The sequence below is a fragment of the Paenibacillus hodogayensis genome, from assembly GCF_039536325.1.
Lineage (GTDB): Bacteria > Bacillota > Bacilli > Paenibacillales > NBRC-103111 > Paenibacillus_AB > Paenibacillus_AB hodogayensis.
On the sequence record NZ_BAAAYO010000005.1, the window covers coordinates 157,357 to 183,299 of the forward strand.

At 57.2% G+C, this 25,943-nt stretch carries 27 protein-coding genes; 23 read left to right on the forward strand and 4 right to left on the reverse strand.

Annotation, left to right across the window (positions count from 1 at the left end):
* Positions 1–126 precede the first annotated feature (126 nt).
* Both ABD796_RS10135 and ABD796_RS10140 read right to left on the reverse strand, forming a co-directional pair.
* The gene (locus ABD796_RS10135; protein WP_344906813.1) at positions 127–1,932 is read right to left on the reverse strand and encodes a putative bifunctional diguanylate cyclase/phosphodiesterase; all 1,806 of its coding nucleotides are present in this window, start codon (positions 1,930–1,932) and stop codon (positions 127–129) included.
* Positions 1,933–2,266: 334 nt separating this feature from the next.
* Positions 2,267–3,178, reverse strand: a complete 912-nt coding sequence (locus ABD796_RS10140) for a helix-turn-helix domain-containing protein (protein WP_344906816.1) — start codon at positions 3,176–3,178, stop codon at positions 2,267–2,269.
* 173 nt (positions 3,179–3,351) lie between these two features.
* On the opposite strand from ABD796_RS10140, the gene ABD796_RS10145 reads away from it, so the two are divergent.
* The 7 genes from ABD796_RS10145 (at position 3,352) to ABD796_RS10175 (ending at position 9,381) form a co-directional block, all read left to right on the forward strand.
* The gene (locus ABD796_RS10145) at positions 3,352–5,121 is read left to right on the forward strand and encodes a glycoside hydrolase family 35 protein (protein ID WP_344906820.1); all 1,770 of its coding nucleotides are present in this window, start codon (positions 3,352–3,354) and stop codon (positions 5,119–5,121) included.
* A gap of 177 nt (positions 5,122–5,298) precedes the next feature.
* Positions 5,299–6,090, forward strand: coding sequence for a class I SAM-dependent methyltransferase (locus tag ABD796_RS10150; protein ID WP_344906823.1), 792 nt, complete (start codon positions 5,299–5,301; stop codon positions 6,088–6,090).
* Between the two features lie 94 nt (positions 6,091–6,184).
* Entirely contained in the window at positions 6,185–7,279 is a 1,095-nt protein-coding gene (locus ABD796_RS10155) for a M24 family metallopeptidase (RefSeq protein WP_344906826.1), read from the forward strand.
* Between the two features lie 176 nt (positions 7,280–7,455).
* Positions 7,456–8,223, forward strand: a complete 768-nt coding sequence (locus tag ABD796_RS10160) for a hypothetical protein (protein WP_344906829.1) — start codon at positions 7,456–7,458, stop codon at positions 8,221–8,223.
* A gap of 36 nt (positions 8,224–8,259) precedes the next feature.
* On the forward strand, positions 8,260–8,607 hold the full coding sequence (locus ABD796_RS10165; RefSeq protein ID WP_344906832.1) for a histidine triad nucleotide-binding protein: 348 nt from the start codon (positions 8,260–8,262) through the stop codon (positions 8,605–8,607).
* Between the two features lie 141 nt (positions 8,608–8,748).
* Entirely contained in the window at positions 8,749–8,922 is a 174-nt protein-coding gene (gene rpsU / locus ABD796_RS10170) for a 30S ribosomal protein S21 (RefSeq protein WP_010491812.1), read from the forward strand.
* A 15-nt stretch (positions 8,923–8,937) separates the two neighbouring features.
* A complete protein-coding gene (locus tag ABD796_RS10175; RefSeq protein WP_344906838.1) occupies positions 8,938–9,381 on the forward strand; it encodes a GatB/YqeY domain-containing protein in 444 nt (147 codons plus the stop codon).
* Positions 9,382–9,471: 90 nt separating this feature from the next.
* Here ABD796_RS10175 and ABD796_RS10180 read toward each other — a convergent pair whose 3' ends face one another.
* The gene (locus ABD796_RS10180; protein ID WP_344906841.1) at positions 9,472–10,668 is read right to left on the reverse strand and encodes an MFS transporter; all 1,197 of its coding nucleotides are present in this window, start codon (positions 10,666–10,668) and stop codon (positions 9,472–9,474) included.
* 73 nt (positions 10,669–10,741) lie between these two features.
* A complete protein-coding gene (locus ABD796_RS10185; protein ID WP_344906844.1) occupies positions 10,742–11,023 on the reverse strand; it encodes an ArsR/SmtB family transcription factor in 282 nt (93 codons plus the stop codon).
* Between the two features lie 221 nt (positions 11,024–11,244).
* Here ABD796_RS10185 and ABD796_RS10190 point away from each other — a divergent pair, with 221 nt between their 5' ends.
* The 16 genes from ABD796_RS10190 to ABD796_RS10265 all read left to right on the forward strand — a co-directional run bounded on the left by ABD796_RS10190 (position 11,245) and on the right by ABD796_RS10265 (position 25,940).
* Positions 11,245–12,645: an NfeD family protein gene (locus tag ABD796_RS10190; RefSeq protein ID WP_344906847.1), complete on the forward strand. Its 1,401-nt coding sequence runs from the start codon at positions 11,245–11,247 to the stop codon at positions 12,643–12,645.
* A gap of 58 nt (positions 12,646–12,703) precedes the next feature.
* Entirely contained in the window at positions 12,704–13,699 is a 996-nt protein-coding gene (gene floA / locus ABD796_RS10195; RefSeq protein ID WP_344906850.1) for a flotillin-like protein FloA, read from the forward strand.
* 34 nt (positions 13,700–13,733) lie between these two features.
* Entirely contained in the window at positions 13,734–14,273 is a 540-nt protein-coding gene (locus tag ABD796_RS10200; protein WP_344906853.1) for a hypothetical protein, read from the forward strand.
* Between the two features lie 37 nt (positions 14,274–14,310).
* Positions 14,311–15,498, forward strand: a complete 1,188-nt coding sequence (locus ABD796_RS10205; RefSeq protein ID WP_344906856.1) for a PQQ-dependent sugar dehydrogenase — start codon at positions 14,311–14,313, stop codon at positions 15,496–15,498.
* A 213-nt stretch (positions 15,499–15,711) separates the two neighbouring features.
* Positions 15,712–15,990, forward strand: a complete 279-nt coding sequence (gene yqfC, locus ABD796_RS10210; RefSeq protein WP_344906859.1) for a sporulation protein YqfC — start codon at positions 15,712–15,714, stop codon at positions 15,988–15,990.
* Positions 15,991–16,054: 64 nt separating this feature from the next.
* Positions 16,055–17,239, forward strand: a complete 1,185-nt coding sequence (yqfD, locus tag ABD796_RS10215) for a sporulation protein YqfD (protein ID WP_344906862.1) — start codon at positions 16,055–16,057, stop codon at positions 17,237–17,239.
* Positions 17,240–17,410: 171 nt separating this feature from the next.
* Positions 17,411–18,379, forward strand: a complete 969-nt coding sequence (locus ABD796_RS10220) for a PhoH family protein (protein WP_344907433.1) — start codon at positions 17,411–17,413, stop codon at positions 18,377–18,379.
* Between the two features lie 36 nt (positions 18,380–18,415).
* Positions 18,416–20,659 carry an HD family phosphohydrolase gene (locus ABD796_RS10225; RefSeq protein WP_344906864.1) on the forward strand — a complete coding sequence of 748 codons (2,244 nt, stop codon included), beginning with the start codon at positions 18,416–18,418 and terminating at the stop codon, positions 20,657–20,659.
* 14 nt (positions 20,660–20,673) lie between these two features.
* Complete coding sequence (gene ybeY, locus ABD796_RS10230) at positions 20,674–21,213, forward strand: rRNA maturation RNase YbeY (protein ID WP_344906867.1); 540 nt, start codon at positions 20,674–20,676, stop codon at positions 21,211–21,213.
* Positions 21,210–21,911 (forward strand): diacylglycerol kinase family protein, encoded by a 702-nt coding sequence (locus tag ABD796_RS10235; RefSeq protein ID WP_344906870.1) that lies wholly within the window; start codon positions 21,210–21,212, stop codon positions 21,909–21,911. The genes ybeY and ABD796_RS10235 overlap by 4 nt, the downstream gene beginning before the upstream one ends.
* Before the next feature lie 62 nt (positions 21,912–21,973).
* Entirely contained in the window at positions 21,974–22,408 is a 435-nt protein-coding gene (cdd, locus tag ABD796_RS10240) for a cytidine deaminase (RefSeq protein ID WP_344906873.1), read from the forward strand.
* 52 nt (positions 22,409–22,460) lie between these two features.
* On the forward strand, positions 22,461–23,354 hold the full coding sequence (gene era, locus ABD796_RS10245) for a GTPase Era (RefSeq protein WP_344906877.1): 894 nt from the start codon (positions 22,461–22,463) through the stop codon (positions 23,352–23,354).
* Between the two features lie 98 nt (positions 23,355–23,452).
* Positions 23,453–23,596 (forward strand): YqzL family protein, encoded by a 144-nt coding sequence (locus tag ABD796_RS10250; protein ID WP_344906880.1) that lies wholly within the window; start codon positions 23,453–23,455, stop codon positions 23,594–23,596.
* A 112-nt stretch (positions 23,597–23,708) separates the two neighbouring features.
* Positions 23,709–24,458 carry a DNA repair protein RecO gene (gene recO, locus ABD796_RS10255; protein ID WP_344906883.1) on the forward strand — a complete coding sequence of 250 codons (750 nt, stop codon included), beginning with the start codon at positions 23,709–23,711 and terminating at the stop codon, positions 24,456–24,458.
* Positions 24,459–24,509: 51 nt separating this feature from the next.
* On the forward strand, positions 24,510–25,334 hold the full coding sequence (locus tag ABD796_RS10260) for a pyruvate, water dikinase regulatory protein (protein ID WP_344906887.1): 825 nt from the start codon (positions 24,510–24,512) through the stop codon (positions 25,332–25,334).
* A gap of 144 nt (positions 25,335–25,478) precedes the next feature.
* A complete protein-coding gene (locus ABD796_RS10265; RefSeq protein WP_344907436.1) occupies positions 25,479–25,940 on the forward strand; it encodes a YaiI/YqxD family protein in 462 nt (153 codons plus the stop codon).
* Positions 25,941–25,943: the final 3 nt, after the last annotated feature.

A 25,943-nucleotide genomic window follows, 5' to 3' on the forward strand; every position in this document is an offset into this window, starting at 1 on the left:
AACCCCGGCTGTATAGCCGTTGATGCAGTCCTCTTATAAGCGAAAGCCGCTTCCCCTCTACCGCGCAAGGCGGAATGGGGAAGCGGCTTTTTAATATACGATGAACGGAAGAGGTTAACGAACCTGTCAAAAATCGGGGGAAAACATCAAGTCCTTCTCCCTCATGTTCAGCTTGTACCATTCCTCGAACGTTTCCGGGGGCATCGGCTTGCCGAACAAATAGCCTTGCGCCTCGTCGCAGCGGTGCTGCTGCAAATATAAGTATTGGGATTCCGTCTCGACGCCTTCGGCGGTCACGTTCAGCTTCAGCGTCTTGGCCAGGGCGATGATGGCGTTGACGATCGCCGCGTCGTCCGGATCTTCATGGATGCCGCTAATGAACGAGCGGTCGACCTTGAGGGCGTCGATCGGAAATTTTTTCAAATAGCTCAGCGAGGAATAGCCGGTGCCGAAGTCGTCGATCGATATTTTTACGCCCATCTCCTTCAGCTCGCGCAGCATGAGGATGTTCCGGTTCACGTTCTGCATGGCCGCGCTCTCCGTAATTTCCAGCTCCAGAAACCGCGGTTTCAGGCCGGCCTGCCGCAAAATGCGGGCGATAACGCCGGGCAGATGCTGCTGGCGGAATTGCAGCGGCGACAAATTGACGCTGACCGACAGCTCGTCCATGCCCTCGTCCTGCCATTTCTTGATCTGCTTGCACGCCTTGCGCAGCACCTGCTCGCCGAGTTGGACGATGAGGCCGGTTTCCTCCGCCAGCGGAATAAAATCTTTCGGGGCGACGATGCCGAGCGTCGGATGCTGCCACCGGACCAAAGCTTCCACACAGACGACGCTTTCCGATTTCGTGTTTACCCGCGGCTGGTAATAGACGAGCAGCTCGTCCTTCTCCAGCGCCTTGCGCAGCATCGCTTCCATCGCAAAGCGCTCGATCTGCGCTTCCGTCTTCTCCGGCGCCAAGTAGTACTGGTAATGGTTGCGGCCTTGCTGCTTGGCGCGGTACATGGCGGCTTCCGCGTTTTTCATCAGAATGTCCGGGGTGGTACCGTGTGTCGGATACAGCGCGATGCCGATGCTCGTTGTCGCGTAAATTTCGTGCGGGCCAAGCAGAATGCCTTCGCTCAAACTCTCGAAAATAATGCCGCAGATTTGCGTCGCTTGGTCGGCGCTGGTTATATTCGGCGCGAGCAGAGCGAATTCGTCGCCACCCATGCGAGCGAGCAGGGAATCCTTGTCGATACGCGAGCGAATGCGATCTGCAACCGTTTTCAATAGGGCATCTCCGGTTTCGTGTCCCATGGTGTCGTTCACATGCTTGAACTGGTCCAGATCGAGAAACAGAACGGCGAGTCCTTTCTGGCGCGAGCCGCGTTTGGTAAGCAAGGCGGTCAGCCTGTCCTTGAACATGGCGCGATTCGGCAAGCCGGTCAGCGAATCGTAGTAGGCCATACGAACCAAGTTATCCGACGTCCGGCCTACGAGAACAATCATGACGATAATGCCGAGCAGGCTCATGACCGTATTAAGCGACAAAAAAGAACCGCCTTGCACGAGCGTGAGCAGCGAAATCTCCGCGACGGCAAGCCCGCATATGACAAGTGCAGTCCGCTTGCCCAGCTCGGAGGCGTAAAGAGGCAATAGAAACAGCAGCAGCCACGTCGGATTGACGCCCGGGCTCCAACTCGGCAGCACGTAAACGACGGTGACGATGGCCATGTCGATGAACACGATGACGGCCAGTCCCGGCATGCGCAGCATCTGGCTCAAATCGCCGACGACATAAGCTCTGTGGATGAGAAAAGACGTGAACAAAAACGATAAAACCGCAAGTGCAAGCAGCACGAATTGAGTCTGATTCAGGAAGAGGAGCAGCAGCACTACCGGGAAAATGAGATGGCCTAAAGCAAACACTTTTGCGTTTTTTTGAATCATGCTACTTGCTACACCCCTCGCAAGGTAAAATATATAACGGGTGCCGGAATCGGCCGTCCTTTTATGTATCGGCATTAGTTGTCGAATCTTCAATCAGTATACAATATTTTCTTGGTGGATTCTATGAACCACGTCAAATTTTGTCGAATTATCAGGAAATATGAAACTTAAGGAGCACCGCGACGGGAATGCGCATGGGACCAAACCTAGCTTTCGCCGACGAAGCAAACGGAAAATAGGGCTGAGCGCGTGCTTCAGCCCTTCCGGACATCTCGGTTTTTCATCTTTCATGGCATACCCGACGGACAGCCACCGCTGCCGCCCCGACTCTTGTTTATCCGCCTTTCGGCCGGTATTGGAGCGGCGATAACCCGGTCCAGCGCCGGAACTGGCGGGAGAAATGACTCACCGAGCGGAAGCCCAGCCCGAACGCGATTTCCTCCACGGACATGCTCGTCGTCACGAGCAGCTCCTTCGCCCGGTTCGTTACCAGACGGCTGACGTAGCCGCGGGGTGAAACGCCGTACACTTTCGTAAACGTCTTCGTACACTGGCTGCGGCTCATATGCAGTTCCCGGGCGATGCTCTCGATCGAATTGCCAGCCAAACCGAGCGCCATCAGCCGCAGACGCTCCTCGATCCGGTGGGCCACATCGGTCTCCAGCGAGGTGGTGACGGGGGGCTGTGCCGGAACGGGCGCCTCCGCCCGGAACGTCTGAGGCAGCCTGTCGACGATCTGCTGGATCATAAGCAGGATGACGGCCTGCAGCTCCAGTTTCTGTCCGGGGCGAAGCGTCAGCGGCGGCAGCGGCTCCGGGCCGACGAGCGGCGACGCCAGCGCCGGCAAACTGTCGGCCATCATCCGTTCAATTCGCTCCACCAGGGCGGGGAGTCCGGTCTGTTCCGCTTCCGCATGGGGCAGCAGTCCGAAATCCGCCGAGCTTAACGTTTTGCGCAGCTCTGGGTCGTCGATATCAAAATGGATATTGAAAAAGGTGTACGGCTCCGGGCCGTCGTTGTCGGTGCCGTGCTTCACGCCGGCTTTGATCCAGAACCAGTCGCCTTTTCGAAACGGTACCGCTTGGCCGTTCGCATGGTGGACGGCTGCCCCGCCGAAGCAGTAGAGCAGCTCGAAGAGGTGGTGATGGTGGGCTGGAAATGACCAGCCGGGCGGCTTGACGCCGCAGCCGCAGCCGGTAATTTGCAGCGTGCTCGTCATATTGGGGAAGTACAGCTCGATGTCCATATTCGTCTCACCCGTATGTTAAGAACTGTTTTTACCTTTTTATTATAAGACTGCCGGAGACGCCGGCACAAATGGTCAAAAAAACGGACGGTATGCGCATGGCGCCAATTCCCCCTGTTCTTTATGATGGACGGGAGAACCCAAATCAAGACGAGCGAAAGGTCGGGACGCGCATGGCACGATTGGAAACGCAAAACGGTCAATTTTGGTATGATGGCAAGCCGCTGAGAATTTTATCCGGGGCGGTCCATTATTTTCGCACGGTTCCCGAATATTGGCGGGACCGGCTAACGAAGCTGAAAGCCTGCGGCTTCAATACGGTGGAGACGTACGTCGCCTGGAACGTGCACGAGCCGAAGCCGGGTCAGTTCTGCTTCGAAGGAATGGCCGATATCGAGCAGTTTTTGCGCTTGGCGGACGAGTTGGGCTTGTACGCGATCGTCCGGCCAAGTCCTTATATATGTGCGGAATGGGAGTTCGGGGGGCTTCCGGCGTGGCTGCTGGCCGATTCGAATATGCAGCTGCGCTGCTTTCACGAACCGTTCCTAGACTGCGTCGAAGCCTACTATGACGTGCTGCTGCCGAAGCTGGTGCCGTTCCTTTCCGTCAACGGCGGGCCGATCATCGCCGTGCAGATCGAGAACGAGTACGGCAGCTACGGCAACGATAAGCGGTATTTGGACTTTTTGCGGCAAAGCCTGCTGAAGCGGGGCATCGACGCGCTGCTGTTCACGTCGGACGGTCCGCTGGACGCGATGCTGCAAGGAGGGACGCTGCCGGGCGTGCTGGCTACGGTGAATTTTGGCTCCCGTCCGGTGGAGGCGTTCGCGAAGCTGCGGGAGTATCAAGCCGATGAGCCGGTCGTGTGCATGGAATTTTGGAACGGGTGGTTCGATCACTGGGGCGAGCATCATCATACGCGGAGCGCCGATCAGGTGACGGCCGTACTGGAGGAGATGCTGCGGCAGGACGGTTCGGTCAATTTCTATATGTTCCACGGCGGAACGAATTTCGGATTCTGGAATGGGGCCAACTGCCCGGAGCCGGACCAGTATCAGCCTACGATTACGAGTTACGACTATGACGTGCTCCTAACGGAGGCGGGAGACCCGACGGACAAGTTTTACGCCGTGCGGGAGGTGTTGTCCCGGTATGTGGAGCTTCCCGCCCTTCAATTGCCCGATCCGGTGGAGAAGCGGGCGTACGGCCCGATTCCCATGACCGCGGGAGCGGGATTGTTTGCCAGCTTGGATGCCCTGTCCGAACCGGTCGAATCCGTCTATCCGTTACCGATGGAGAAGCTCGGCCAAAATTACGGGTTTATTTTGTACGAGACTCGGATTTCCGGACCTCGACCCGCGCACGAACTGAACTTGCAGGACGTTCACGACCGCGCGCATATTTTTGTGGACGGACTCTTTTTGGGTGTAATCGAGCGTTGGAACCGGGATGCGAAAATAAGCTTCGAAGTGCCCAAGGAAGGCGTGAAGCTTAGCATTTTGGTGGAAAACATGGGCAGAATCAATTACGGCACATACATGAAAGATCCGAAAGGAATTACCGAAGGCGTCCGGTTCGGCTATCAGTATTTGTACGATTGGACCATTCGTCCGCTTCCGCTTGACGATTTATCGGGCTTGGCTTGGAGCGGAATCGAGACCGGACCGACTCCGGCCTTCTATAAAGGGAAGCTGCATACGGAACAAATCGCGGACACTTATTTGTACTTGGAAGGCTGGACGAAGGGAGTCGTGTGGGTAAACGGCTTTAATCTTGGGCGATATTGGAGCCGGGGACCGCAAAAAAGCTTGTACGTTCCGGCTCCTCTGCTTCGTCAAGGGGAAAATGAAATTGTCGTTTTCGAGCTGGACGGAACGGAATCGGCGAATATCGAATTCAAAGCCGTTCCGGACTTGGGCGATACGGTGCCTCCGCCCAAATAATGCGGCACTCCTAAATAGTAAAATATAGCGGGCAGCCTGCAGGTAGGGCTGTCTTTTTCTTGGGCGGAATTAAACAAATAATCGGATTTACATGACTCCCAACCGGGGGTATAATCGGTGTATATAGTTCATTTGATGCAACCGTGTTTCATACAATGAAACAAAGGGGAGATCGCTATGCCCATCGATTTTCATGCCGAACAAAACCGACATACGTATACATCGCGGAGCGCCGACCAAGGGTGGGCCGATTTGCTCGAAAGCATCGTGTCGTTTAAAGGGAAAAGCGTAGCGGACATCGGCTGCGGCGGAGGCATTTATACGAAGAAAATGGCCGAGCTGGGCGCGTCGGAAACGGTCGGGATCGATTTTTCGAACAACATGCTCGACACCGCCAAAGAAGCCTGCTCCGCCTATCCGAATATCCGGTTTTTGCCGGGCGACGCTATGCATACGCCTCTTCCGGACGGCAGCTTAGACATCGTGCTCGAACGGGCGCTCATCCATCATTTGTCCGATTTGAATGCGTGTTTCCGGGAAGCGGGAAGAGTGCTGAAGACGGGAGGCATTCTGATCGTACAAGACCGGACCCCCGAAGATTGTTTGCTGCCCGGCAGCGAGCATCATTTTCGCGGCGCTATATTCGAGCTTTTTCCTCGTCTCGCGCACATAGAAACATCGCGAAGACACTCCTCGGAAACGGTTGTAAACGCAATGAAAGAAGCGGGTTTCGGGCATGTTAACGAGGCGAGATTTTGGGAAACGCGCAATACGTATAGAAGGTTTGGGGAGCTTGCGGACGACCTGGAGACGCGGCGCGGCCGCTCCATTTTGCACGAATTGTCGGACGAAGAGATCCGGACGCTGATAGTCCGTCTACGTGCTCTCATTCCGGAACGCGATCGCGATATTGTGGAAAGAGATCGTTGGACGGTGTGGTCGGCCCGGAAGCAAGCAAATAGAGGATAGCCGCCGCCTAATGCCGAATAAGTTAAAATAAGCGCTCGGCTTTGCCGGCCTAAAGCGAAGCGAAAGGCATTCTCCCTTGGAAAGGAAAATGATCATGCACAATCCCCCTTATCTGGAAAGGATTCGCAAGCTTCAGAAACGGCTGGGGCAAAGCGGGAGCGATGCGGTCATCGTCGCCTCCGCAGCGAATTTTTTTTACTTTACCGGCGTCTGGATCGAGGCGCACGAGCGTCTGCTTGCCTTGGTTGTCCAGCGCGAAGAGACTCCCGTAGTGATTGCCCCCGATTTGCACCGCGGCGAGCTCGATGCGGTCGGGCTGGACACCGTTTATTGGCGCGACGGGGAAGATGCCGCCGCCCTGCTCGCACGAAAGCTGACTGCCGCACAAAGCGTGGTCGTTGACGAAGAATGGCCGAGCGGCCACTTGCTGGGCTTGATGCGGCACCTGCCCGATGTCCGGTGGAGCGGCGGGGCGTCCTTGCTGGGGGCGCTGCGGCAGGTGAAGGACGGCTACGAATTGGACCGCATTCGGGATTCCGCCGCCGTTCTGAACCGGGTCATGGAATCGTTCGCTCCGCTTATTCGCGAAGGCCGCAGCGAGGCGGAACTGTTGGAGGAGCTGCTGGCGCTATGGAAGCGCGAAGGCATTCGCGAGCTGTCGTTCGACCCGACGGTGGCCGCAGGAGCGAACGGGGCGAATCCGCATCATTCGCCGGGGGCGTCGATCGTCCGCAAAGGCGATTTCGTCATCGTCGACACCGGCGGCAAGCTGAACCGCTATTGCTCCGATATGACGCGTACATTCAGCGTCGGGGAGCCGTCCGAGGAGCAGCGCGCCGTTTACGAGCTGGTCAAGGAAGCGCATCTTGCCGGCATCGCGGCCGTCCGTCCGGGCGTCACGCTGTCCGAGGTGGACGGGATCGTCCGCGGCGTCATCGAGGCGGGCGGCTACGGCGCTTATTTTATCCACCGGACGGGTCACGGACTCGGCATCGACGTTCACGAGGAGCCGGCGGTCCAGGGGGGCAACGCCCAGCCGATCGAGCCGGGCATGGTGTTTAGCATCGAACCGGGCATTTACGTACCGGGCAAATTCGGCGTTCGGATCGAGGACATCGTCATCGTCACGGAGGACGGCTGCGAGTCGGTCAACGGCTCCGTCGCCAAGGATTTGATCGTACTCGGCTAGGAGTCCGGCCCCCCCCCCGAAGGTCGGTTGGGTAAGCTCCGGCAGTTGGAAAGGCTCGAAACATAGCGGTAGAACGGCTCCGCGGGCTTGCGGGCAACAAAAGCTGCAACCGCGCCGTTTTTCTGTTATCATGGAGAGAGCTTGTTTAAACCACCGGGAGGGAGTCTCCACTTTTCATGGTAGATTATACGTATAACAACGTCGGGGATATTGACGGTTTAGTCGATTTCTTCTTGGCGCACGACGAACACCTGGTGAACAATCCGGTTTTTGCCGACGTCGCCAACATCGTCGTGTTGAAGCACACCTTGTACGGGCTTTTGTCCCGCGTTGAAACTGAAAAAGATTTCCACGATATGCTTAACTATAAAAATTTGCTGTACAACCAGATCGTCCATTACAGCGATTCCATCGAGAGCATTGCCGAGCTGAAGGACGACTTTCACGAGCTGCTCGTGCATCGGATCTATACCGGGGCGGAAATTAAAATTTTGAGCTGGGTGTACACGAAAATGTACGATCTCGAGCCGGATATGAGCAATTCCGAGGGCAATTCCCCGCAAGGCTTTTTGCGTTATCTGAAAATGAACTGCAAGCCCGAGGTGACGGCGCATTTTATCGGTCTCGCCCTGCAGCAATACGTTCAAACCAAGTACCCCGAAGAAGCGTTTTACAAGGAAGAAGCTTTGTTCGGCGGCAGCTACAATTATTTGACCGAATTCGTGCTGGAGACCGAGGAGATCGATCACATCGTCAAGACCATATCCGAGCAGCAGGGGGAGCTTGCCTGGCTGCGCGATTCGCTGATCGCTTCCGAGGAAAAGCTGCAGAAGGACCCCGAAGACACGGAGACCCAGGAACAGCAGCAGAAGCATATCGTCGACTTCATGACCGAGCGGCTGGAGATGGAATTTTTGTCTCAGGTCGTCATCCGATTGTTCTAATCGACCATTTGCATGTTCAGGGGAGGAAAATCGCCGATGGATTGTATTTTCTGTAAAATCGTCAAGGGTGAAATCCCTTCGCGCAAAGTGTACGAAACCGACAACGTGCTCGCTTTCCACGACATCCAGCCGGCAGCGCCGACGCATGCGCTCGTCATTCCGAAAAAGCATATCGCTTCGATGAACGAGGCCGGCGAGGAGGACGCGGAGCTGCTGGGCGAGGTGCTGCTGGCCGCCAAGCGTGTGGCCGAGGAGCTCGGCATCGCCGAAAGCGGGTACCGGCTGATCAACAATGTCGGCTCAGACGGGGGCCAGGTCGTCTACCATATTCACGTTCACGTGCTTGGCGGCGAGAAGCTCGGGGGCTTGAACGTCCGAGGCTGACGCTTGCAAACGACGTTCGAAAAGGGCCGACTTTTGCCGAGTCATACCAGCAGGTTGACACCCCCTTTCCGTATCAATTATAATGTAGTTTGATAAACCGTGTTTTGTCTTGGACGGTCTGTTCGGAGGGAGGGAAAACTAGTGTCCGAAACTCGAGTTCGCAAAAATGAAACCATCGATGCTGCACTTCGTCGCTTTAAGCGTTCCATTGCCAAAGACGGCGTCTTGGCTGAGGTGAAGAAGCGCAAACACTATGAGAAGCCTAGCGTTAAACGCAAGAAAAAGTCGGAGGCTGCTCGGAAGAGAAAGTTCTAGGAGGATTTTGTTTTCATGAGCCTAAGCGAACGATTGAATGATGATATGAAGCAAGCGATGAAGAATCAGGACAAGTTCAAACTCTCCGTCATCCGCATGATTCGATCGGCGATTAAAAACGTTGAGATAGATCAAAAGAAGACGCTGAGCGATGACGAAGTGCTGGATATTCTGAATCGCGAGATCAAACAGCGCAAAGACTCCCTCCATGAATTTGAAAAAGCGGACCGCGGCGACCTCGCCGATACCGTCAGGAAAGAAATTGATGTCATTGCCGTTTACATGCCGCAGCAGTTAACCGAGGAAGAAATTCATGCTATCGTACAGCAGACCATCCAAGAAACCGGTACATCTTCCAAAGCGGATATGGGCAAATTGATGAGCGCGCTGATGCCGAAGGTGAAAGGCCGTGCCGATGGCAAGCTGGTCAATCAGCTCGTGCAGAAGCTTCTTTCTTAGGCGTGTCGGACGAGCAAGTCCGCAGCCCGTGCCTTAAACGCAAAAATAACACTCCTCGCGGAGTGTTTTTTTGTTGGGATTTTGTCTGAATTACACGTTCATATCGGGCAGCGCCGGTTCTTTCCCACGGCGCAGCGAGCGGTAGCGCGACACCGTCAGGGAGCTTGCGGCTGTAGCTACGGCTACGGCGACTCCGACTGCGCCGATCCAACTGACCGACAGCAGCGAAGACTGGTTCACGAACACGCCTCCGATGCCCGCGCCGGCCGCCATCGCCAGCTGCAAAATCGAGCTGTTCAGGCTCAGCATAATGCCGGAAGCTTCCGGGGCCAAGGAAATCAGGTGAACCTGCTGCGTCGGTCCGGTGGACCAAGCTGCGAAAGCCCACAGCATCAACACGGGGAATACGAGCGCCGGGGAGTGGGCGACCGTCGCCAGCAGCACGAGAGCCGCTGCGTGGAGCAACATGCCGCCGATCAGCGTGCGGGACACTCCCCATTTGTCGGTGCTGTAGCCCCCGAATTTGGAGCCGAACAAGCTGGCGATGCCGAAAGCGAACAGCCCTATGCTTACGCCTTTCTCGCTCATGCCGGTCACCTGAAGCAGGAACGGGGAAATATACGTATACGCGATCGAGTAACCGACAATCCAAAAGAACGTAATCGACAAGGCAACGGCGATTCTCGGCTCGCGGATCATCTTCAATTGAGCGCGCAGCGGCACCGGTTCCTCGCCGCCCGTACGCGGGATGACGGTAGCGATCAGAACCATCGCCAGCAGGCCGAGGACGCCGATGCCTGCAAATATCATTTTCCAGTCGTAAACCGAGGCTACTACCCGGCCAATCGGTACGCCTACGATCAAAGCGGTACTGAAGCCCATTACGAGCGTGGCGATTGCGCTCCCGCGCTTGGCGGGCGGCGTCATTTCCGAAGCGACGGTCATAGCCGTAACGACGAATACGCCGGTGCTGAGCGCCAGGATGACCCTCGAGCCCATCAAGAAGGCGAAGCCCGGCAGCGCGACCGCGACGATATTGCCGACAATGAAGACGCCGAGCGCGAAGAGAAGCAGCTTGCGCCTTTCCACGCGGGCCGTAACGGCCATCAGAAAGGGTGTTCCGAAGGCGTACGCCAGCGAGAACACGGTAATGAGCTGACCGGCCGACGAAAGCGAAACCCCGATATCATCCGCCACCTTATCCAAAATTCCGGCAATAATAAACTCGGACGTACCAACCAAAAAGCTGACGACGGCAAGCATGTAAATTTTCCACGTGTTGGACAAAAGAAAAAACTCCTCTCCGGATCCGAAAATATTTTTATATTTCTAATAATATAGAAATAGTAAACAAAAAAAATTACTGCAATAAATAAGGCGCGTATTTCAAAGCCATGTCTCGGTTCACACTATAGTAAATATAAGTTCCGTCCTTCCGCAGATTCAACAGTCCGCAGTCGGTCAGCTGTTTCAGATGGTGGGACAGCGTCGAACCGGCCACGGATTCCAGCTTGCTGCCGATATCGGAGCAGCACAGATTTTGCTCCTCCGTAAGCAGCAGAGCGATTTTAAGCCGGGTCGGTTCTCCCAGTGCTTTATATACTTTGACCGCTTCCCGTACGTCCGCATGTTGTTCCGTCATCATCTTCCCTCCCTTTCAGCCGGTAATGCTATTTCTATATTCATCGAAATAAAGATAGCACATCTTTCGCCGGAAGTAAATATGCCACGTTTGCTCCTGGAAGCATGCCGGTGCCGCCAAACTGAAACATGGGGCGGACGTTTGCGTAATATAACGTAAGACAGTTGGACATTATGACCAGGCGGCTTCCGTCAGCGGACGGCCGTCAAGAAGGAGGAACTATGCGCAATGCTGTTCCGCGGCCCATACCGCGGCTGAAGCTGCTTGCGTTTGGCCTGATCGCGCTGGTGCTGGCAAGCGCAGCCTTGCTCGGTGCCGGTGCCCAGGCCGCTTCGACGCCGATCGCGCGGCCGCAGGCGGAGTCGCTGCCGGTGTCTTCCGGCAAGCTTGTTTATGTCGTTCCCGTGCAGCAGAGCATCGAAAGCGGCTTGTACCGTTTTTTGCAGCGCGCTTTCGCGGATGCGGAGCGCGCCGACGCCGCGGCGGTCGTGCTGGACATCGATACGCTCGGAGGGACGCTCGAGTCGGCGGAGGCGATCGGCAAGCTGATCCGCGGCAGCCCGGTGCCGACGGCAGCATTTGTCCACGGCCGGGCCGTATCCGCGGGAAGCTATATCGCCCTGAACGCCGGCACGATTGTGATGGAGCCGGGGGGCACGATTGGCGCCGCCGCCGTTGTGGATGGGGCGGGCAACGAAATCGAGACGGCGAAGGTCGTCTCCCACTGGTCCGGCGAGATGAGGGCCGCCGCCGAGCTGAGAGGCCGCAATCCGGCCATCGCCGAAGGGATGGTCGATAAAAACCTCGTCGTCGATATGCCTCAAATCGGTCGTACCTCGTCTGCCGGCGAAATCATTTCATTGACTGCGGAGGAGGCGCTGAAGGTCGGCTATGCCGATAGAATCGCCGCCAATGTGAACGAGACGGTTATGCACTTGGGCTTGCAGGGGGCAACGCTTATTCCTTTCGAGCCGACGTTCGCGGAGAAGCTGGCGCGTGTGCTCGTTCACCCGGCCGTCAAAGTCGTACTGATTCTCATCGGCATCGCCGGAGTAGCCATCGAGCTGCTTGTGCCCGGATTCGGACTGCCCGGCGTTCTCGGCATCGCCGGCTTCGGCCTTTATTTCTTTGGTCATTATGTGGCCGGTTTCGCCGGAATCGAGCATATTGTCATGTTCGTCGCCGGGATCGCGCTGCTGCTGGTCGAAGTATTCGCGCCAAGCTTCGGCATTCTCGGCATACTGGGCATTATCTCGATCATGAGCGGCGTCGTGCTGGCCGCCTTCGATACGGAGAACGCTTTGCTGTCGCTCGGTATTTCCGCCCTGCTCGCCGCCGTCGTCGTGTTTGCGGTCGTCAGGCTGTTCAAGCGCCGCGGGGTATGGAACAAGTTCATCCTGCGGGACGAGCTCAATGCCGATAACGGCTATGTGTCCCACGACTCCAGAGAGCATCTGTTCGGGGCGGCGGGTCTCGCGCTGACGCCGCTAAGGCCGGCGGGGACGGTTGAAGTGTTGGGCGAGAAGGTGGACGTCGTTACGGAGGGCGGGTATATCGAAGCCGGCCGGCAAGTCCGGGTGGTGAAAGTAGAGGGCGGCCGCGTCGTCGTCAAGGAAGAATAGACGGGGTTCCGTCCATGGACAATACGGATTGGTAATGAAAAAGGAGGATGTTTCTGTAATGAATACAACGTTGATAAGCGCTTTGCTGCTTGTGGCTCTAGGCGTGATCGTGCTGAGCGTATTTTTCACATTCGTGCCGGTGATGCTGTGGATTTCCGCGCTCGCCTCCGGCGTTCGCGTCGGCATCTTTACGCTCGTGGCGATGCGGCTGCGCCGTGTTATACCGAGCCGAATCGTCAACCCTTTAATCAAGGCGCACAAGGCCGGTTTGCCGATATCCGTCAACCAGTTGGAAAGCCATTACTTGGCGGGGGGCAATGTGGACCGCGTCGTCAACGCCCTGATTGCCGCCCAGCGGGCACAAATTCCGCTTTCGTTCGAAAGGGCTGCCGCGATCGATTTGGCGGGCCGGGACGTGCTCCAGGCCGTTCAGATGAGCGTCAATCCGAAGGTCATCGAGACGCCGATGGTATCCGCCGTGGCGAGAGACGGAATCGAGGTCAAAGTCCGCGCGCGGGTGACGGTTCGCGCCGATATCGACAGACTTGTAGGCGGAGCCGGCGAAGAAACCATAATCGCCCGGATCGGGGAAGGGATCGTCACATCGGTCGGCTCTAGCGATACGCACAAGCAAGTGCTGGAAAACCCCGACCGCATATCCCAGACCGTGCTCGGCAAAGGGTTGGATGCAGGGACCGCCTTCCAGATTTTGTCCATCGATATCGCCGACGTCGACATCGGCAAAAACATCGGGGCCCACTTGCAGACGGAGCAGGCGGAGGCGGACAAGCGGATCGCCCAGGCCAAGGCGGAGGAACGGCGCGCAATGGCCGTCGCGCAGGAGCAGGAGATGAAGGCACGGGTGGTGGAAATGCGCGCGCGTGTGGTGGAGTCCGAATCCCAGGTGCCGCTTGCGATGTCCGAGGCGCTGCGCGAAGGCAAGATGGGCGTCATGGACTACATGAACATGCGGAATATCGACGCCGACACACAGATGCGGTCTTCATTCGGCAAGATGGGGCCTGCGGGCAAGGACGGCAAGGACAGCGAGTGAGCGTTGATATTCCGGCGAGACGGGAGGAATAAGAATGAAGGATCTTGTCGAGTTCGTGCTCCGCAATCTGGGACTTGTGATCGTGATCGGCGGATTTCTGCTGACGCTGCTCGCCAGAAGCCGGCAGACGCCGGGCGGACCAGCCGGGAAGGGGCGGCGGACAGGCAGTCCGATGATGCCTCCGTTCGGGGGCGGGAGCGACCGCAAAAGCGCCGGAAGGAAATGGCCCGAGCCGACCGAGCCGTCGGCCGAACGCGACGGCCGCACCGGTGCGGGAAGAAACGCGGCGGAAGCGTCCGCGCACGGCGTGCCTCCGGACGGGAGCGCGGCGGCTGGAGAAGCGGCTGCTCCGTTCCCGGACAACGGGCGCGGCGATCACCGTTCAAGCGGCCTCGCAGCCGTCAAGCCGTCTGCTGAGGCTTGGCAGCAGGAGGAAGCCGCAGCGTTTGCCGTCAAGAAAGAGGGCCGAGACGGCGGCCTGGAGCTGTCGGAGAGCGAAGCGCTGCGCGGTATGATGTGGGCCGAAATTTTGGGGGAACCGAGGTCCAGAAAGCCTTACCGGCCCAAAAGCTAACGGATGAACGTAAAACGTGGGGAGGGAGAACAAGACGATGAGACGAACCGGTTTATACGCGGGAGGGATTGCCGTCACGATCGCGCTGCTGTTGGGGACGGCCTGCGAGCGGAAGCCTGTCGGCGCAGTGACTCCACAGCCGTCGCAGGGTGCACCTGCGCCGGCCGGTGGCCGCGAGGAAACTTCCATTCCATACGGCGAGGCGGAGGTCGTAGCCGATAAGCTGAACGTGCCTTGGGACGCCGTATTCGCCCCGGACGGCCGGTTGTTTTTCACCGAGCGCGCGGGCGCGATCCGCGTTATCGAGAACGGCCGGCTGGCGGCCGACCCGGTATTCGCCTTTACCGACAAGCCGGTCGTCAGCCGCAGCGAAAGCGGACTGCTCGGGCTGACGCTGGACCCCGATTTTACCGGAAACGGCTACATGTACGCGTATCATACGTATGAAGCGAACGGTTCGCTGAAAAACCGCGTGCTCCGCCTGAAGCTGGAGGGCGGCAAAGCCAAGCTCGACCGCGTACTGTTGGACGGGCTGCCCGGGCAGCAGACGCACGACGGGGGGAGAATCCGCTTCGGCCCGGACGGCCTGCTCTACATAACCGTCGGGGACGCGCAGGAACGGGAGCAGTCGCAAAGTATGGCCAGTCTGGCCGGGAAAATATTGCGAATTCGCTCCGACGGCTCCATACCCGCCGATAACCCGGACCCGAAGTCGCCGGTATACAGTCTGGGTCACCGCAATCCCCAAGGGCTGGCCTGGCAGCCGGACACCGGCAGGCTGTTCAGCTCCGAGCACGGGCAGACGGCCAAGGACGAGATCAATGTAATCGAGAAGGGCGGCAACTACGGCTGGCCGCTTATCGAGGGCGATCAGACCGAGCCGAAGCAGAAGGCGGCTGGTGCGCCGCTTCGTCCGCCGCTGCTCCATTCGGGGGCGGATACGACTTGGGCGCCGTCGGGTATGACGTTCATCACGCAAGGTCCGTGGAAAGGGCAGCTGCTCGTGGCTAATCTGCGCGGCATGCAGGTGCTCAAGCTGACGCTGGCGGCCGGAACGGAGCCCAAGGTCGATCGAGTCGAACCGCTCTGGAAAGAGCGCTATGGCCGCCTGCGCAGCGTGCTGGAAGGTCCCGACGGGTCGCTCTACGTGCTAACGAATAACCGGGACGGGCGCGGCACCCCGCAGCAAGACGACGACCGCATTTTGCGCTTCCGGCCGCAATGACGTCCTGGAGCGTCCGGATACCGGCCCGCGCCGGCGATAAGCATACAAGCCCGGGCCGCTCAAGCCGCCCGGGTTTTTTCGGGCTGTCCGGCGGTCTTGTCGCCGGATTTTCCGCATTAGGCCCGCTGCCGAAACAGGCGCGGGTACTTTTTTTTGCTTTTCCCGCATATGGTGGTTAAAGCTACGGTTATTTCGCAAGGAGGAGCGCGATACATGCGGCAATGGAACCGGCGTTTGAGCAAATTGACAGCCAAGCTGCTCGATCTCCCCCAGGATGTCGTGCTGGACCTGCCCCGGTTCACGATGATCGGCAACCGCCAGCTTTATATCGAAAATCATCGCGGCGTCCTCCACTTCTCGAGCGATACGCTGAAGCTCGGATTATCCCAGGGACAACTGGAAATCCGCGGCAAGGAGCTCGTCATACGCGCCATCTTACCCGAAGAGGTCTTTATAGAAGGGGTTATTTCGGATATCCGGTATTCCGAATGAACGTTCGGCCGGGGGAACGTTTCTCCAGCCGGAACGTACATGCGCCATAAAGGAGGGCTTTTGCGTGAAATCGACGATGTTCAATATGCTGCGCGGCTTCGTTCGGATCGAGCTGCGCGGCCGAAAGTTGGAAAAGCTGTTGAATGCGCTCATCTCGAACCGGTATGCCGTATGGGATATTCGCCGGCTGGGCGACGAGGCCGTGGAGCTGCACATCGTCATTCGCGATTTTTTCCGGCTGCGTCCGCTTCTGAAGGAGACCGGCACCCGGCTTCGCGTCAAGGAGCGCTTCGGGCTTCCGTTCAAGCTGGACAAGCTCGGTCGGCGCAAAACATTTATCGTGGGCATCGTCTGCTTCTTCGCGGCAATCTACATTCTGTCGATGCTCGTATGGCGGGTCGACGTGGAAGGTAACGACAAAATATTGCGCAGCTCGGTCGTACAAGCCGCCAAGGAGCAGGGGATTTACCGGTTCCAATGGAAATTCCGGCTGAGCGATACGGACACGCTGTCGCGTCAACTGATGAACAAGCTGCCGGGATCGGCCTGGGTCGGCGTCGACGTGCAAGGTACGCGCATCCGCATCAAAATCGTCGAATCGGCGCGTCCCGACAACCGCGAACTGATGAGCCCGCGGCACCTCGTAGCGTCCAAGAATGCGCTCGTCACGCAAATATTGGCCGAAAAAGGCAAGCCGCTCGTGAAGGTGAACGCCAACGTCAACAAAGGCGATATTTTGATATCCGGCTATATCGGCGACGAGGCCAACAAGCAGACCGTCGTCGCTCAAGGAACCGTGCGCGGCATCGTCTGGGAGGAGGCCGGCGTCGAAATTCCGCTGACGCTGAAGCACAAAGTATATACCGGCGAAACGAAGACGCGCTCTTACCTGGTGTTAGGCAGCCGCGGCCTGCAGGTGAGCGGGTTCGGCGAAACGCCGTTCAGCCAGTACGAGACGATCCCGGAGCTGAAGACGGTCCACTGGCGCAAATGGGCGCTGCCGTTCGGCTGGCTGACGGAGAAACAGCTCGAATCGCGTCTGGAGGAGACGGCGCTCGACCCGCAGGATGCGGAGAAAATGGCTTTGGCTCAGGCGCGGGCGGAGATCGTCACGGCGGCCGGACCCGATGCCGTATGGCGAGGAGAAAAGATTATTTTGCATGAAAAGTCGGACAATGGTAAAGTTTATATGAAAGTGCTTTTTGAAATCGAACAGCCGATTGCCGTCGAACAGCCGATCGTCCCATGACGGGGCCGAGCGGACCGAAGCTTCGACCGACAGGCAACATTACTCCGCTGGCGCACGGCGACGCGAGACGGCTTGGATGCGGCATTACCGCGTATCGTTACGCGGGGGCATCGCCATCCCGCACGCGGGACGCAGCCAAGCGACTACGACGACAAAGGGACTGAGGCTTTTTTGAGCGACGCTAACCAGTTGAGAATCAGTTTGAATAACGTAGCGGAAGGATTGGCGTTGTTCGGACCGCAAGACAAATTTATTCAATTGATCGAGCAATCGACGGAGGCAAAAATTCATTCGCGCGAAGCCGAGCTTTCTATCCGCGGCCCGCAGGCCGAGCTTGGCTGGCTCGAGCAGCTCTTCGACGTGCTGCTGCAGTTGGTGCGCAACCAGTATCCGCTGACCGAACGGGATATTCTGTACGCGATTGAGCTGGCGAAGGACATGAAAGCGGACCAGCTGCTCGAACTGTTCAAGGGAGAAATCGCCTCCACTCACCGCGGCAAGCCGATCCGGGCGAAAACGATCGGGCAGCGCCATTACGTATCGACCATACGCAAGAAGGATATCGTCTTCGGCATAGGACCGGCGGGCACCGGAAAAACGTACTTGGCCGTCGTGCTGGCCGTCGTCGCCCTCAAGGAAGGACGCGTCAAACGGATCGTGCTCACGCGCCCTGCCGTGGAAGCGGGCGAAAGCCTCGGTTTCCTGCCCGGCGACCTGCAGGAAAAAGTTGACCCGTATTTGCGTCCGTTGTATGATGCACTTAATGATGTGCTCGGCCCCGAGCAGGTGGCGAAGGCGCTGGAGCGCGGCCTGATCGAGATCGCGCCGCTTGCTTACATGCGCGGCCGCACGCTTGACGATTCGTTTATTATTCTCGACGAAGCGCAGAATACGACCCCTGAGCAGATGAAGATGTTTTTGACCCGCCTCGGCTTCGGCTCGAAGATGGTCATTACCGGAGACAAGACGCAGATCGACCTTCCGCGGGGCACGAAGTCCGGCCTGGTGGAGGCGGAGCGGATCGTCCAGCCGATTCCGGAAATCGGAGTCATCACCTTCGGCGAGCAGGACGTCGTTCGCCATTCGCTCGTTCAAAAGATTATCGTGGCCTATCAGCAGGACAATGAAACCAAGAACTGACCGGCTTTTGAGTCCGAAGGAAAGAGAGGACTGATCGTGGTTCAAAACCAGCGGATTTCCATCGATGGAAAACCTACGTACCGGCTGGGAGGCTGGAAGACAAGCCTCGGGATCCGTCTGCTGCTGTTCATCTTGCTTGGACTGGTATTTTACGCCGCTTTAGCCAATCGCGTCATTCCTCAAACTTACGATATACAGCCGGGAGCGGCAAGCGACAAGACGATACTCGCCACGAAGCAGATCGAGAATGCGATCGGTACGCAAAAAGCGAAGGAAGAAGCGGCAAGACGGGTACAACCCGTCTATTCCATTTTATCGATGAAAAACGAGAGTCTGGTGGATGCGATCTTCCAGAAGCTCAGACAGATCAATGCCGACAACGAGCTGAGCACGGCGGACAAGGTCAACGTGTTCCGCAGCGTATTCCCGACGATATACAGCGACCACGCCCAGCAGCTATACAACGCGATTCGCATTAGCGATCCCGGCAACGACGGACTGCTTAACGAAGTCAAAACGGCGTTGGCCGATCAGCAGTACCGCATACCGGAGGAAGTATATTTCCGATTCCCGCGTCTGACCAAGGAAGATCTGGATGCGATGGAGCCGGTGGCGAAGGATATTGTCGGCAGGATGATGAACGACCAGCTGCCTAATGCTCAACCCGCCCGCACCAAAGTGGCCGAGCTGGTCAACAGCTCCTCGCTGACCAAGAACACGTCGCGCGAGATTGTGCAGGAGCTGGCCCGTTTCGTCATTACGCCGAACAAGTTCCCCAACCAGAAAGCGACCGACGAGGCGCGCGCGGCGGCGCGGGACGGCACGAAGCCGGTGTACATCAATAAAGGCGACGTGCTCGTGCACAAGGGCGACGTCGTCACGGAAGATATGTACAAGCAGCTGAAGACGATGGATCTGCTCAAGGAGAAAGTCAACTACTGGCCGCAGGTCGGTCTGGCATTGATGTGCGCCTTGTTCGTGCTAGGCTTGTATATGTTCGTCAGGCAGTCGGAGCAGCCGATCCGTACGCACAACCTGCAGCTGCTTATGCTCGTGCTCATTTACGTGCTGAACGTGATGGGGATGAAGATAGTCGGCTTGGGGCAAATGATGGATTACGCGAATATCGGCTACTTGGCCCCGGTGGCGATGGGCACGATGCTGATCGCGATATTGGTGGGCATGCCGCTTGCATTCGCTTCCTCGATGCTGTTCGCGGTGCTTGCGAGCATCATCTATAATGTCAAAGGAGACGCTTTGTTCGATTTCCGCTACGGACTACTCGCCTTGGTCGTGTGCATGACGTCCGTATTCGCCATTCAGCGCGCCAACCAGCGGTCCTCGATCTTGAAGGCCGGCATTATGGTGTCGCTGGCCGGAGCGGTGACGATCGTATCGCTTACCTTTCTTGACAACGTGTATACGCGCAACGAAATTTTGCTTTCATTCGGTTTTACGGTAGCGTCCGGTTTGCTCACAACGGTGCTGGTTATTGGTCTCATGCCTTTTTTCGAAATTTCTTTCGGCATTTTATCCCCGCTCAAGCTGGTGGAGCTGTCCAACCCGAACCATCCGCTGCTGCGCAAGCTGCTGACGGAGACGCCGGGCACGTACCATCACAGCGTCATGGTCGGCAATTTGTCGGAGGCTGCCGCCGAATCGGTCGGCGCCAACGGCTTGCTGTGCCGGGTCGGGTCGTATTACCACGATATCGGCAAGACGAAGCGGCCGAGTTATTTTATCGAGAATCAGATCGGCATGGGCAACCCGCATGATCAGATCGAACCGGATTTGAGCAAATCGATCATTATCGCGCATGCGCGGGACGGCGTGGAGATGCTCAAGGAGCACAATATTCCGAAGCCGATCCGCGACATTGCCGAGCAGCACCACGGCACGACGCTGCTGAAGTTTTTTTACTTCAAGGCGAAGAAGCTGCAAGAGGAAGGCGCCGAGCCGATTCCGGAAGAGGAGTACCGCTACCCGGGACCGAAAGCGCAATCCAAAGAAGCGGCGATTATCGGCATAGCCGACGGAGTCGAGGCGGCCGTCCGCTCGCTGCGCAGTCCGTCCATCGAGCAGATCGATACGATGGTGCGCAAAATCATCAAGGAGCGTCTCGATGACGGTCAATTTAACGAATGCGACCTGACGCTGAAGGAACTGGATACGATCGCCAAGACGCTGAACGAAGCGCTGCTCGGCATTTTCCATTCCCGTATCGAGTACCCCGCCGATGCGCCTGCAAAGGGCGAAGGCAAAGAAGCGACACAAGCGTAAGGAGACGGTGATAGATGACGCTAAGTTTGGAATGGAACGACGAACAAGACGCCTTGGAGATCGGCGAACCGCTTATTTCGCTGCTGGACGGGCTGCTGAAGCTGGCAGCGGAAGCGGAAGACATCGACCATGGGGAAGTCGTACTGAGCTTTGTCGACGACGAAGCGATCCGGCAGCTGAACCGGGAATACCGCAACATCGATAAAGCGACCGACGTGCTTTCTTTTTCGATGCTGGAAAGCGGCGAAGGGGAGCCCGAGATCGTTTACGAGGACGGCGGAGAGGAAGACGGCGAAGAAGCCGAGGGCTCCGACGAGGAGTGGGACGAGGAAGTGGAGGAGTATCCGGAGCCGCTTGGCGATATCGTCATTTCCGTTGAGCGGGCGATCGAGCAGGCAGCCGAATACGGCCATTCGGTCGAGCGCGAGATCGGCTTCCTGTTCGTCCATGGCTTCCTTCACCTGATCGGTTACGATCATGGAGACGAGGAAGCGGAGCGGGTCATGTTCGCCAAGCAGGAGGCAGTGCTGGATAAGGCGGGACTGCGGCGGTGAGAGACGTCAACAAGTTCCGCCGGAGCTTCCGGTACGCGTACGAAGGGCTGAAATACGCTTTGTCGACGCAGCAAAACATGCAGTTTCACTTTCTGGTCGCTTTTATCGTACTCATCTTGGCCCTTTGGCTGAAACTGCCCAAAACGGAAATTTTATTCGTACTCTTATCCGTAACCCTTGTTATCGTCTGCGAGCTGATCAACACCGCCGTGGAGAAGGCGGTCGATCTGGCCATGCCCGAACGGCATCCGCTGGCGAAAATCGCCAAAGACGTAGCTGCGGCCGCCGTTCTCGTATCGGCGGTTTTTGCCGCTATTGTAGGCATGGTCGTCTTCTATGAACCGATCGAGCGGCTGATCCGCCAAGCGGGCACAACCGAAAGCGTGCTCACGCCGGGGCTGATCTGGACGCTGGTCGCTCTCGTCGCCTTGACGGTCATCGTCGCCCAGACGCGCTTCTCGGAGCGCCGCCATCTGCTGCGTCCGAGCCTGCTGACTGCCGTTTCTTTCGCGCTCTCGACCTGGATCGCACTGCTCAGCGGCAAAGCGCTTATCGCGCTGCTGGGCTACGGCTTGTCGATCCAACTGACGTTCGTCCTGTTCGACAAGCGCGGCCGCCGTTTGCCGGCGCTGGCCGTCGGGGCGTTCATCGGAGCGGCTATGACGGTGCTCGCCTATTACTTGATTTGGCTGCTGTAAAATGACAAACGCAACGAAGACCTTTTAAGTGTGATTTACGGGGAAGGAGAGTCGGGAATACTATGAGCATGCAGCATGGTACGGACAAAGACGAGCTTGTACGTCACGCCCTGGCGGCAAGAGAGCGGGCCTACGCCCCGTATTCCGGCTTCCGCGTCGGGAGCGCGCTGCTTGACGGGCAAGGAAACGTCCATTACGGCTGCAATGTGGAAAATGCCGCCTATGGTCCGACGAACTGCGCCGAACGGACCGCGCTGTTCCGGGCGGTGGCGGACGGGCATCAGCCGGGAAGCTTCCAGGCGATTGCCGTAGTCGGGGACACGAAAGGTCCTATCGCCCCTTGCGGCGTATGCCGGCAAGTGCTGCTCGAGCTTTGCGTACCCGATATGCCGGTATACATGGCGAACCTGAAAGGCGACATCGCCGAGACAACCGTAGCCCAACTGCTTCCCGGCTCCTTCGGGCCTGCCGATCTGGACCGTTCCGGCCGCGGGTAACCGCACTTTTTAGTTCTTACAAAGACAAGACCATACAGTGGAGGATAACCTTTTGACCAAACATCATTCAGGCTTTGTCGCCCTAATCGGACGACCGAACGTCGGCAAGTCTACGCTGCTCAACCAAGTGATCGGCCAGAAAATCGCCATCATGTCGGACAAGCCGCAGACGACCCGCAATAAAATTCAAGGCGTCTATACGACGAACGATATGCAGATCGTATTCCTGGACACGCCCGGCATCCACAAACCGAAGTCGAAGCTCGGCAGCTTTATGATGAAGGTGGCGGAAAATACGTTCCACGAGGTGGACGCGATTTTGCTGTTGGTGGACGTGGCCGAGGGAATCGGCGGGGGGGACCGCTATATTATCGAGCGGCTGCGCGACGTGAAAACTCCGGTGCTGCTCGTGCTCAATAAGATCGACCAGGTGCACCCGGAAGCGCTGCTGCCGATCATCGCGGCGTACAAAGATTTGTATCCTTTCGCGGAAATCGTGCCGATCTCGGCGCTGCAGGGCAATAACGTGAACACGCTGCTTAAGCAGGTGGGCAACTATTTGCCGGAAGGCCCGCAATATTATCCGGCGGACCAAGTCACCGACTACCCCGAGCAGTTCATTTGCGCCGAGCTGATCCGCGAGAAAATCTTGCACCTGACCCGCGAAGAAATTCCCCACTCCATCGCCGTCGCCATCGAGAGTATGAAGGTCGAGGAAAGCGGCCTCGTTCAGATCGGGGCGGTCATTTACGTGGAGCGCGATTCGCAGAAAGGCATCGTTATCGGCAAGCAGGGCGCGCTGCTTAAGGAGATCGGCCAGAAGGCAAGGCGCGATATCGAGGCACTGCTCGGCTCGAAAATTTTTCTCGAGCTGTGGGTTAAGGTAAAGAAGGACTGGCGTAATCGCGAGCATGTGCTGAAGGACCTGGGGTTCCGGCACGACTGACGCCCGCCATTTTTTTCATCGGATACCCGAAGCCGCGTTCGTCCATCCTAGGGAATAGATCGAATCGAAATATTTCCTCTCTGAAAGGATGAACCGCAATGCGCGACTTTTCGTGGAAGTATTTTACGATGACAGGCGATGTGGAATCGTACTTGCTTTATAAAGAAATCGACCATCAGGATATCGTAGAGCCCGAGGAGCAGGAAGACTTGATCCCCGACGATATGGAGCTGTCCCTCTAGAGAAAGAGCTCCTGCGTATCCGGAAGCCCCGGGCTCTTGCGGACATGGCCGGCGAATCGAGCCAAAGCGGTTCGCCGCCGGTCCGATTCGTCACAGGAAGAAGGGAATTGGCGTGCTGATCCGGTTCGAAGGCATCGTCATCCGTACGTTCGATTACGGAGAGGGCGATAAAATATGCTCCGTCTTCTCCAAAGAGCTGGGCAAAATAAGCATGATGGCCCGCGGCGCCAAGAAGCTGAAAAGCCGTCACGCCGCCGTCGCGCAGCTGTTCACCCACGGCGAATTTACCTGCTTCAAGGCCGGATCCATGGGCACGTTGAACAACGGAGAGCTGTTGAATCCGTTCACGGGCATCAAGGAAGATATACATAAAACGGCATACGCTTCATATTTGATGGAGCTGACCGACAAGACGGTAGGAGAAAACGAGCCGAACGGACCTTTGTTCGAACAGTTGAAAGCGGCTTTAACGGCGATCGACGAGGGCAAGGACCCGAAAATCGTAGTCAATATTTATGAAATGCTCATGCTCTCCCTCGCGGGATATATGCCTATGCTGAACGAATGCGTTTCTTGCGGGGCCAAGCCCGAATCCGGCTGGGCGCTAAGCGTATCGCTCGGCGGAACCGTTTGCGCGGCCTGCCGCCACCTCGACCCGGCGGCGATAGTCCTATCCGACGGTACGCTGAAGCTGATGCGGCTTTTTTTGCATATGGACATACGGCGGCTCGGCCGGATCGAAGTGAAGGAAGCGACGAAGAAACAGCTGGACCAATGCATTCGCCGTTTTCTTGACGCACACGTGGACGTGAAGTGGAAGGCGCGCGGCTTTATCGACCAGATGGAGAAGTATGGCCTATAAACGGCTACCCGTTTGCTACAGCGGGATTTTTGGTATGGCGGTGATCATTAAATGTTGAACCGAATCGATAAAATCATTCCCAAGCCGATCGTCTACGTCGTGTCGGACTCGGCCGGCGATACGGCGGAATCGGTCCTGAAGGCGGCGGCCATCCAGTTTCATCCGAACATTGTGGAAATTCGCCGCGCTCCTTATGTCAACGGCCGGGAGGGCGTCGAACTGATCGTGAACGAAGCGGCCAAATCGCAGGCGATCGTCCTCTTTACGCTGGTCGTTCCCGAGCTGCGCGACTATTTGATCGCCCAAGCGCGCAAGCGCAAAGTCATCTCGATCGATCTGCTCGGACCGATCATCTCGACGCTGGAGAAGGCGTTCAATCGCGAGCCGCTTCATCAGCCCGGACTCATTCATCAGCTGGACGAAGATTATTTCAAAAAGGTGGAAGCGGTCGAATTCGCCGTCAAATACGACGATGGCCGCGACGCGACCGGCGTTCTGCTCGCCGATATCGTACTGGTGGGCGTCTCCCGGACATCGAAGACGCCGCTCTCGATGTATTTGGCTCACCGCATGCTCAAGGTGGCGAACGTGCCGCTCGTTCCCGAGCTGCAGCCCCCCGATCAACTGTTTACGGTATCGCCGGATAAAGTGATCGGTTTGGTCATCGACCCGGACAAGCTGAACATGATCCGCAAGGAACGGTTAAAGAGCTTGGGGCTCGCCGACAGCGCCCTGTACGCCCAGATGGAACGCATTCAAAAGGAGCTGGAGCATGCCCGCAAGGTCATGTCGCGGGTCGGCTGCAAAGTGATCGATGTATCCAACAAAGCCGTCGAGGAAACGGCCGGACTTATTCTGAATATGTTACGAAGGTAAGTAAAGTCGAGGCGTCGCTTTGTGAGGGCGTCTTTTTTCATGACGGTCAAACATTGTGCATCGTGAAAAATGGAAAGCAGGATTTTTTATTTTTTCATCGTATATAATATAACGGAACAAAACAAAAGGAAATTGGTGGTAATCATCGGGGTAAACATTATCGTCGACGCGGACGCATGTCCGGTCAAAACCGAAATAGCGGAAACAGCCATCCAATTCGGCGTAGCTGTCGTTATGGTCGCTTCTCACGATCATCGGCTGGAGCCGCGGGAAGGCGTAACGATCGTGCAGGTGGACCGGTCCGATCAATCCGTCGATCTGTACATCGCAAACCGCCTCTCTCCGGGAGACATCCTTGTTACGCAGGATTTCGGTTTGGCGACGATCGGCTTGGGGAAGCGGGCGATTGCCTTATCCAACCGCGGTCAGATTTACACCGACCAGACGATCGATTTTTTGCTGGAAAACCGTCACCAGCGGGCCAGGCAGCGCAGGGCCGGCAAATACGGGAAAGGCCCGAAGCCTTTTACAGACGCGGATCGCCAGTCCTTTCTACAAACTTTGACAAAAGTTTTAATGCGTTTGCAGGAAAATAGGACGAATTAGCGA

What these genes read in the sequence shown, in the direction of transcription:
- ABD796_RS10135 (WP_344906813.1), bottom strand. Translation starts at nt 1,932, where the DNA reads ATGATTCAAAAAAACGCAAAAGTGTTTGCTTTAGGCCATCTCATTTTC.
- ABD796_RS10140 (WP_344906816.1), bottom strand. Translation starts at nt 3,178, where the DNA reads ATGGACATCGAGCTGTACTTCCCCAATATGACGAGCACGCTGCAAATT.
- ABD796_RS10145 (WP_344906820.1), top strand. Translation starts at nt 3,352, where the DNA reads ATGGCACGATTGGAAACGCAAAACGGTCAATTTTGGTATGATGGCAAG.
- ABD796_RS10150 (WP_344906823.1), top strand. Translation starts at nt 5,299, where the DNA reads ATGCCCATCGATTTTCATGCCGAACAAAACCGACATACGTATACATCG.
- ABD796_RS10155 (WP_344906826.1), top strand. Translation starts at nt 6,185, where the DNA reads ATGCACAATCCCCCTTATCTGGAAAGGATTCGCAAGCTTCAGAAACGG.
- ABD796_RS10160 (WP_344906829.1), top strand. Translation starts at nt 7,456, where the DNA reads ATGGTAGATTATACGTATAACAACGTCGGGGATATTGACGGTTTAGTC.
- ABD796_RS10165 (WP_344906832.1), top strand. Translation starts at nt 8,260, where the DNA reads ATGGATTGTATTTTCTGTAAAATCGTCAAGGGTGAAATCCCTTCGCGC.
- ABD796_RS10175 (WP_344906838.1), top strand. Translation starts at nt 8,938, where the DNA reads ATGAGCCTAAGCGAACGATTGAATGATGATATGAAGCAAGCGATGAAG.
- ABD796_RS10185 (WP_344906844.1), bottom strand. Translation starts at nt 11,023, where the DNA reads ATGACGGAACAACATGCGGACGTACGGGAAGCGGTCAAAGTATATAAA.
- ABD796_RS10190 (WP_344906847.1), top strand. Translation starts at nt 11,245, where the DNA reads ATGCGCAATGCTGTTCCGCGGCCCATACCGCGGCTGAAGCTGCTTGCG.
- floA (WP_344906850.1), top strand. Translation starts at nt 12,704, where the DNA reads ATGAATACAACGTTGATAAGCGCTTTGCTGCTTGTGGCTCTAGGCGTG.
- ABD796_RS10200 (WP_344906853.1), top strand. Translation starts at nt 13,734, where the DNA reads ATGAAGGATCTTGTCGAGTTCGTGCTCCGCAATCTGGGACTTGTGATC.
- ABD796_RS10205 (WP_344906856.1), top strand. Translation starts at nt 14,311, where the DNA reads ATGAGACGAACCGGTTTATACGCGGGAGGGATTGCCGTCACGATCGCG.
- yqfC (WP_344906859.1), top strand. Translation starts at nt 15,712, where the DNA reads ATGCGGCAATGGAACCGGCGTTTGAGCAAATTGACAGCCAAGCTGCTC.
- ybeY (WP_344906867.1), top strand. Translation starts at nt 20,674, where the DNA reads ATGACGCTAAGTTTGGAATGGAACGACGAACAAGACGCCTTGGAGATC.
- cdd (WP_344906873.1), top strand. Translation starts at nt 21,974, where the DNA reads ATGAGCATGCAGCATGGTACGGACAAAGACGAGCTTGTACGTCACGCC.
- ABD796_RS10250 (WP_344906880.1), top strand. Translation starts at nt 23,453, where the DNA reads ATGCGCGACTTTTCGTGGAAGTATTTTACGATGACAGGCGATGTGGAA.
- ABD796_RS10260 (WP_344906887.1), top strand. Translation starts at nt 24,510, where the DNA reads ATGTTGAACCGAATCGATAAAATCATTCCCAAGCCGATCGTCTACGTC.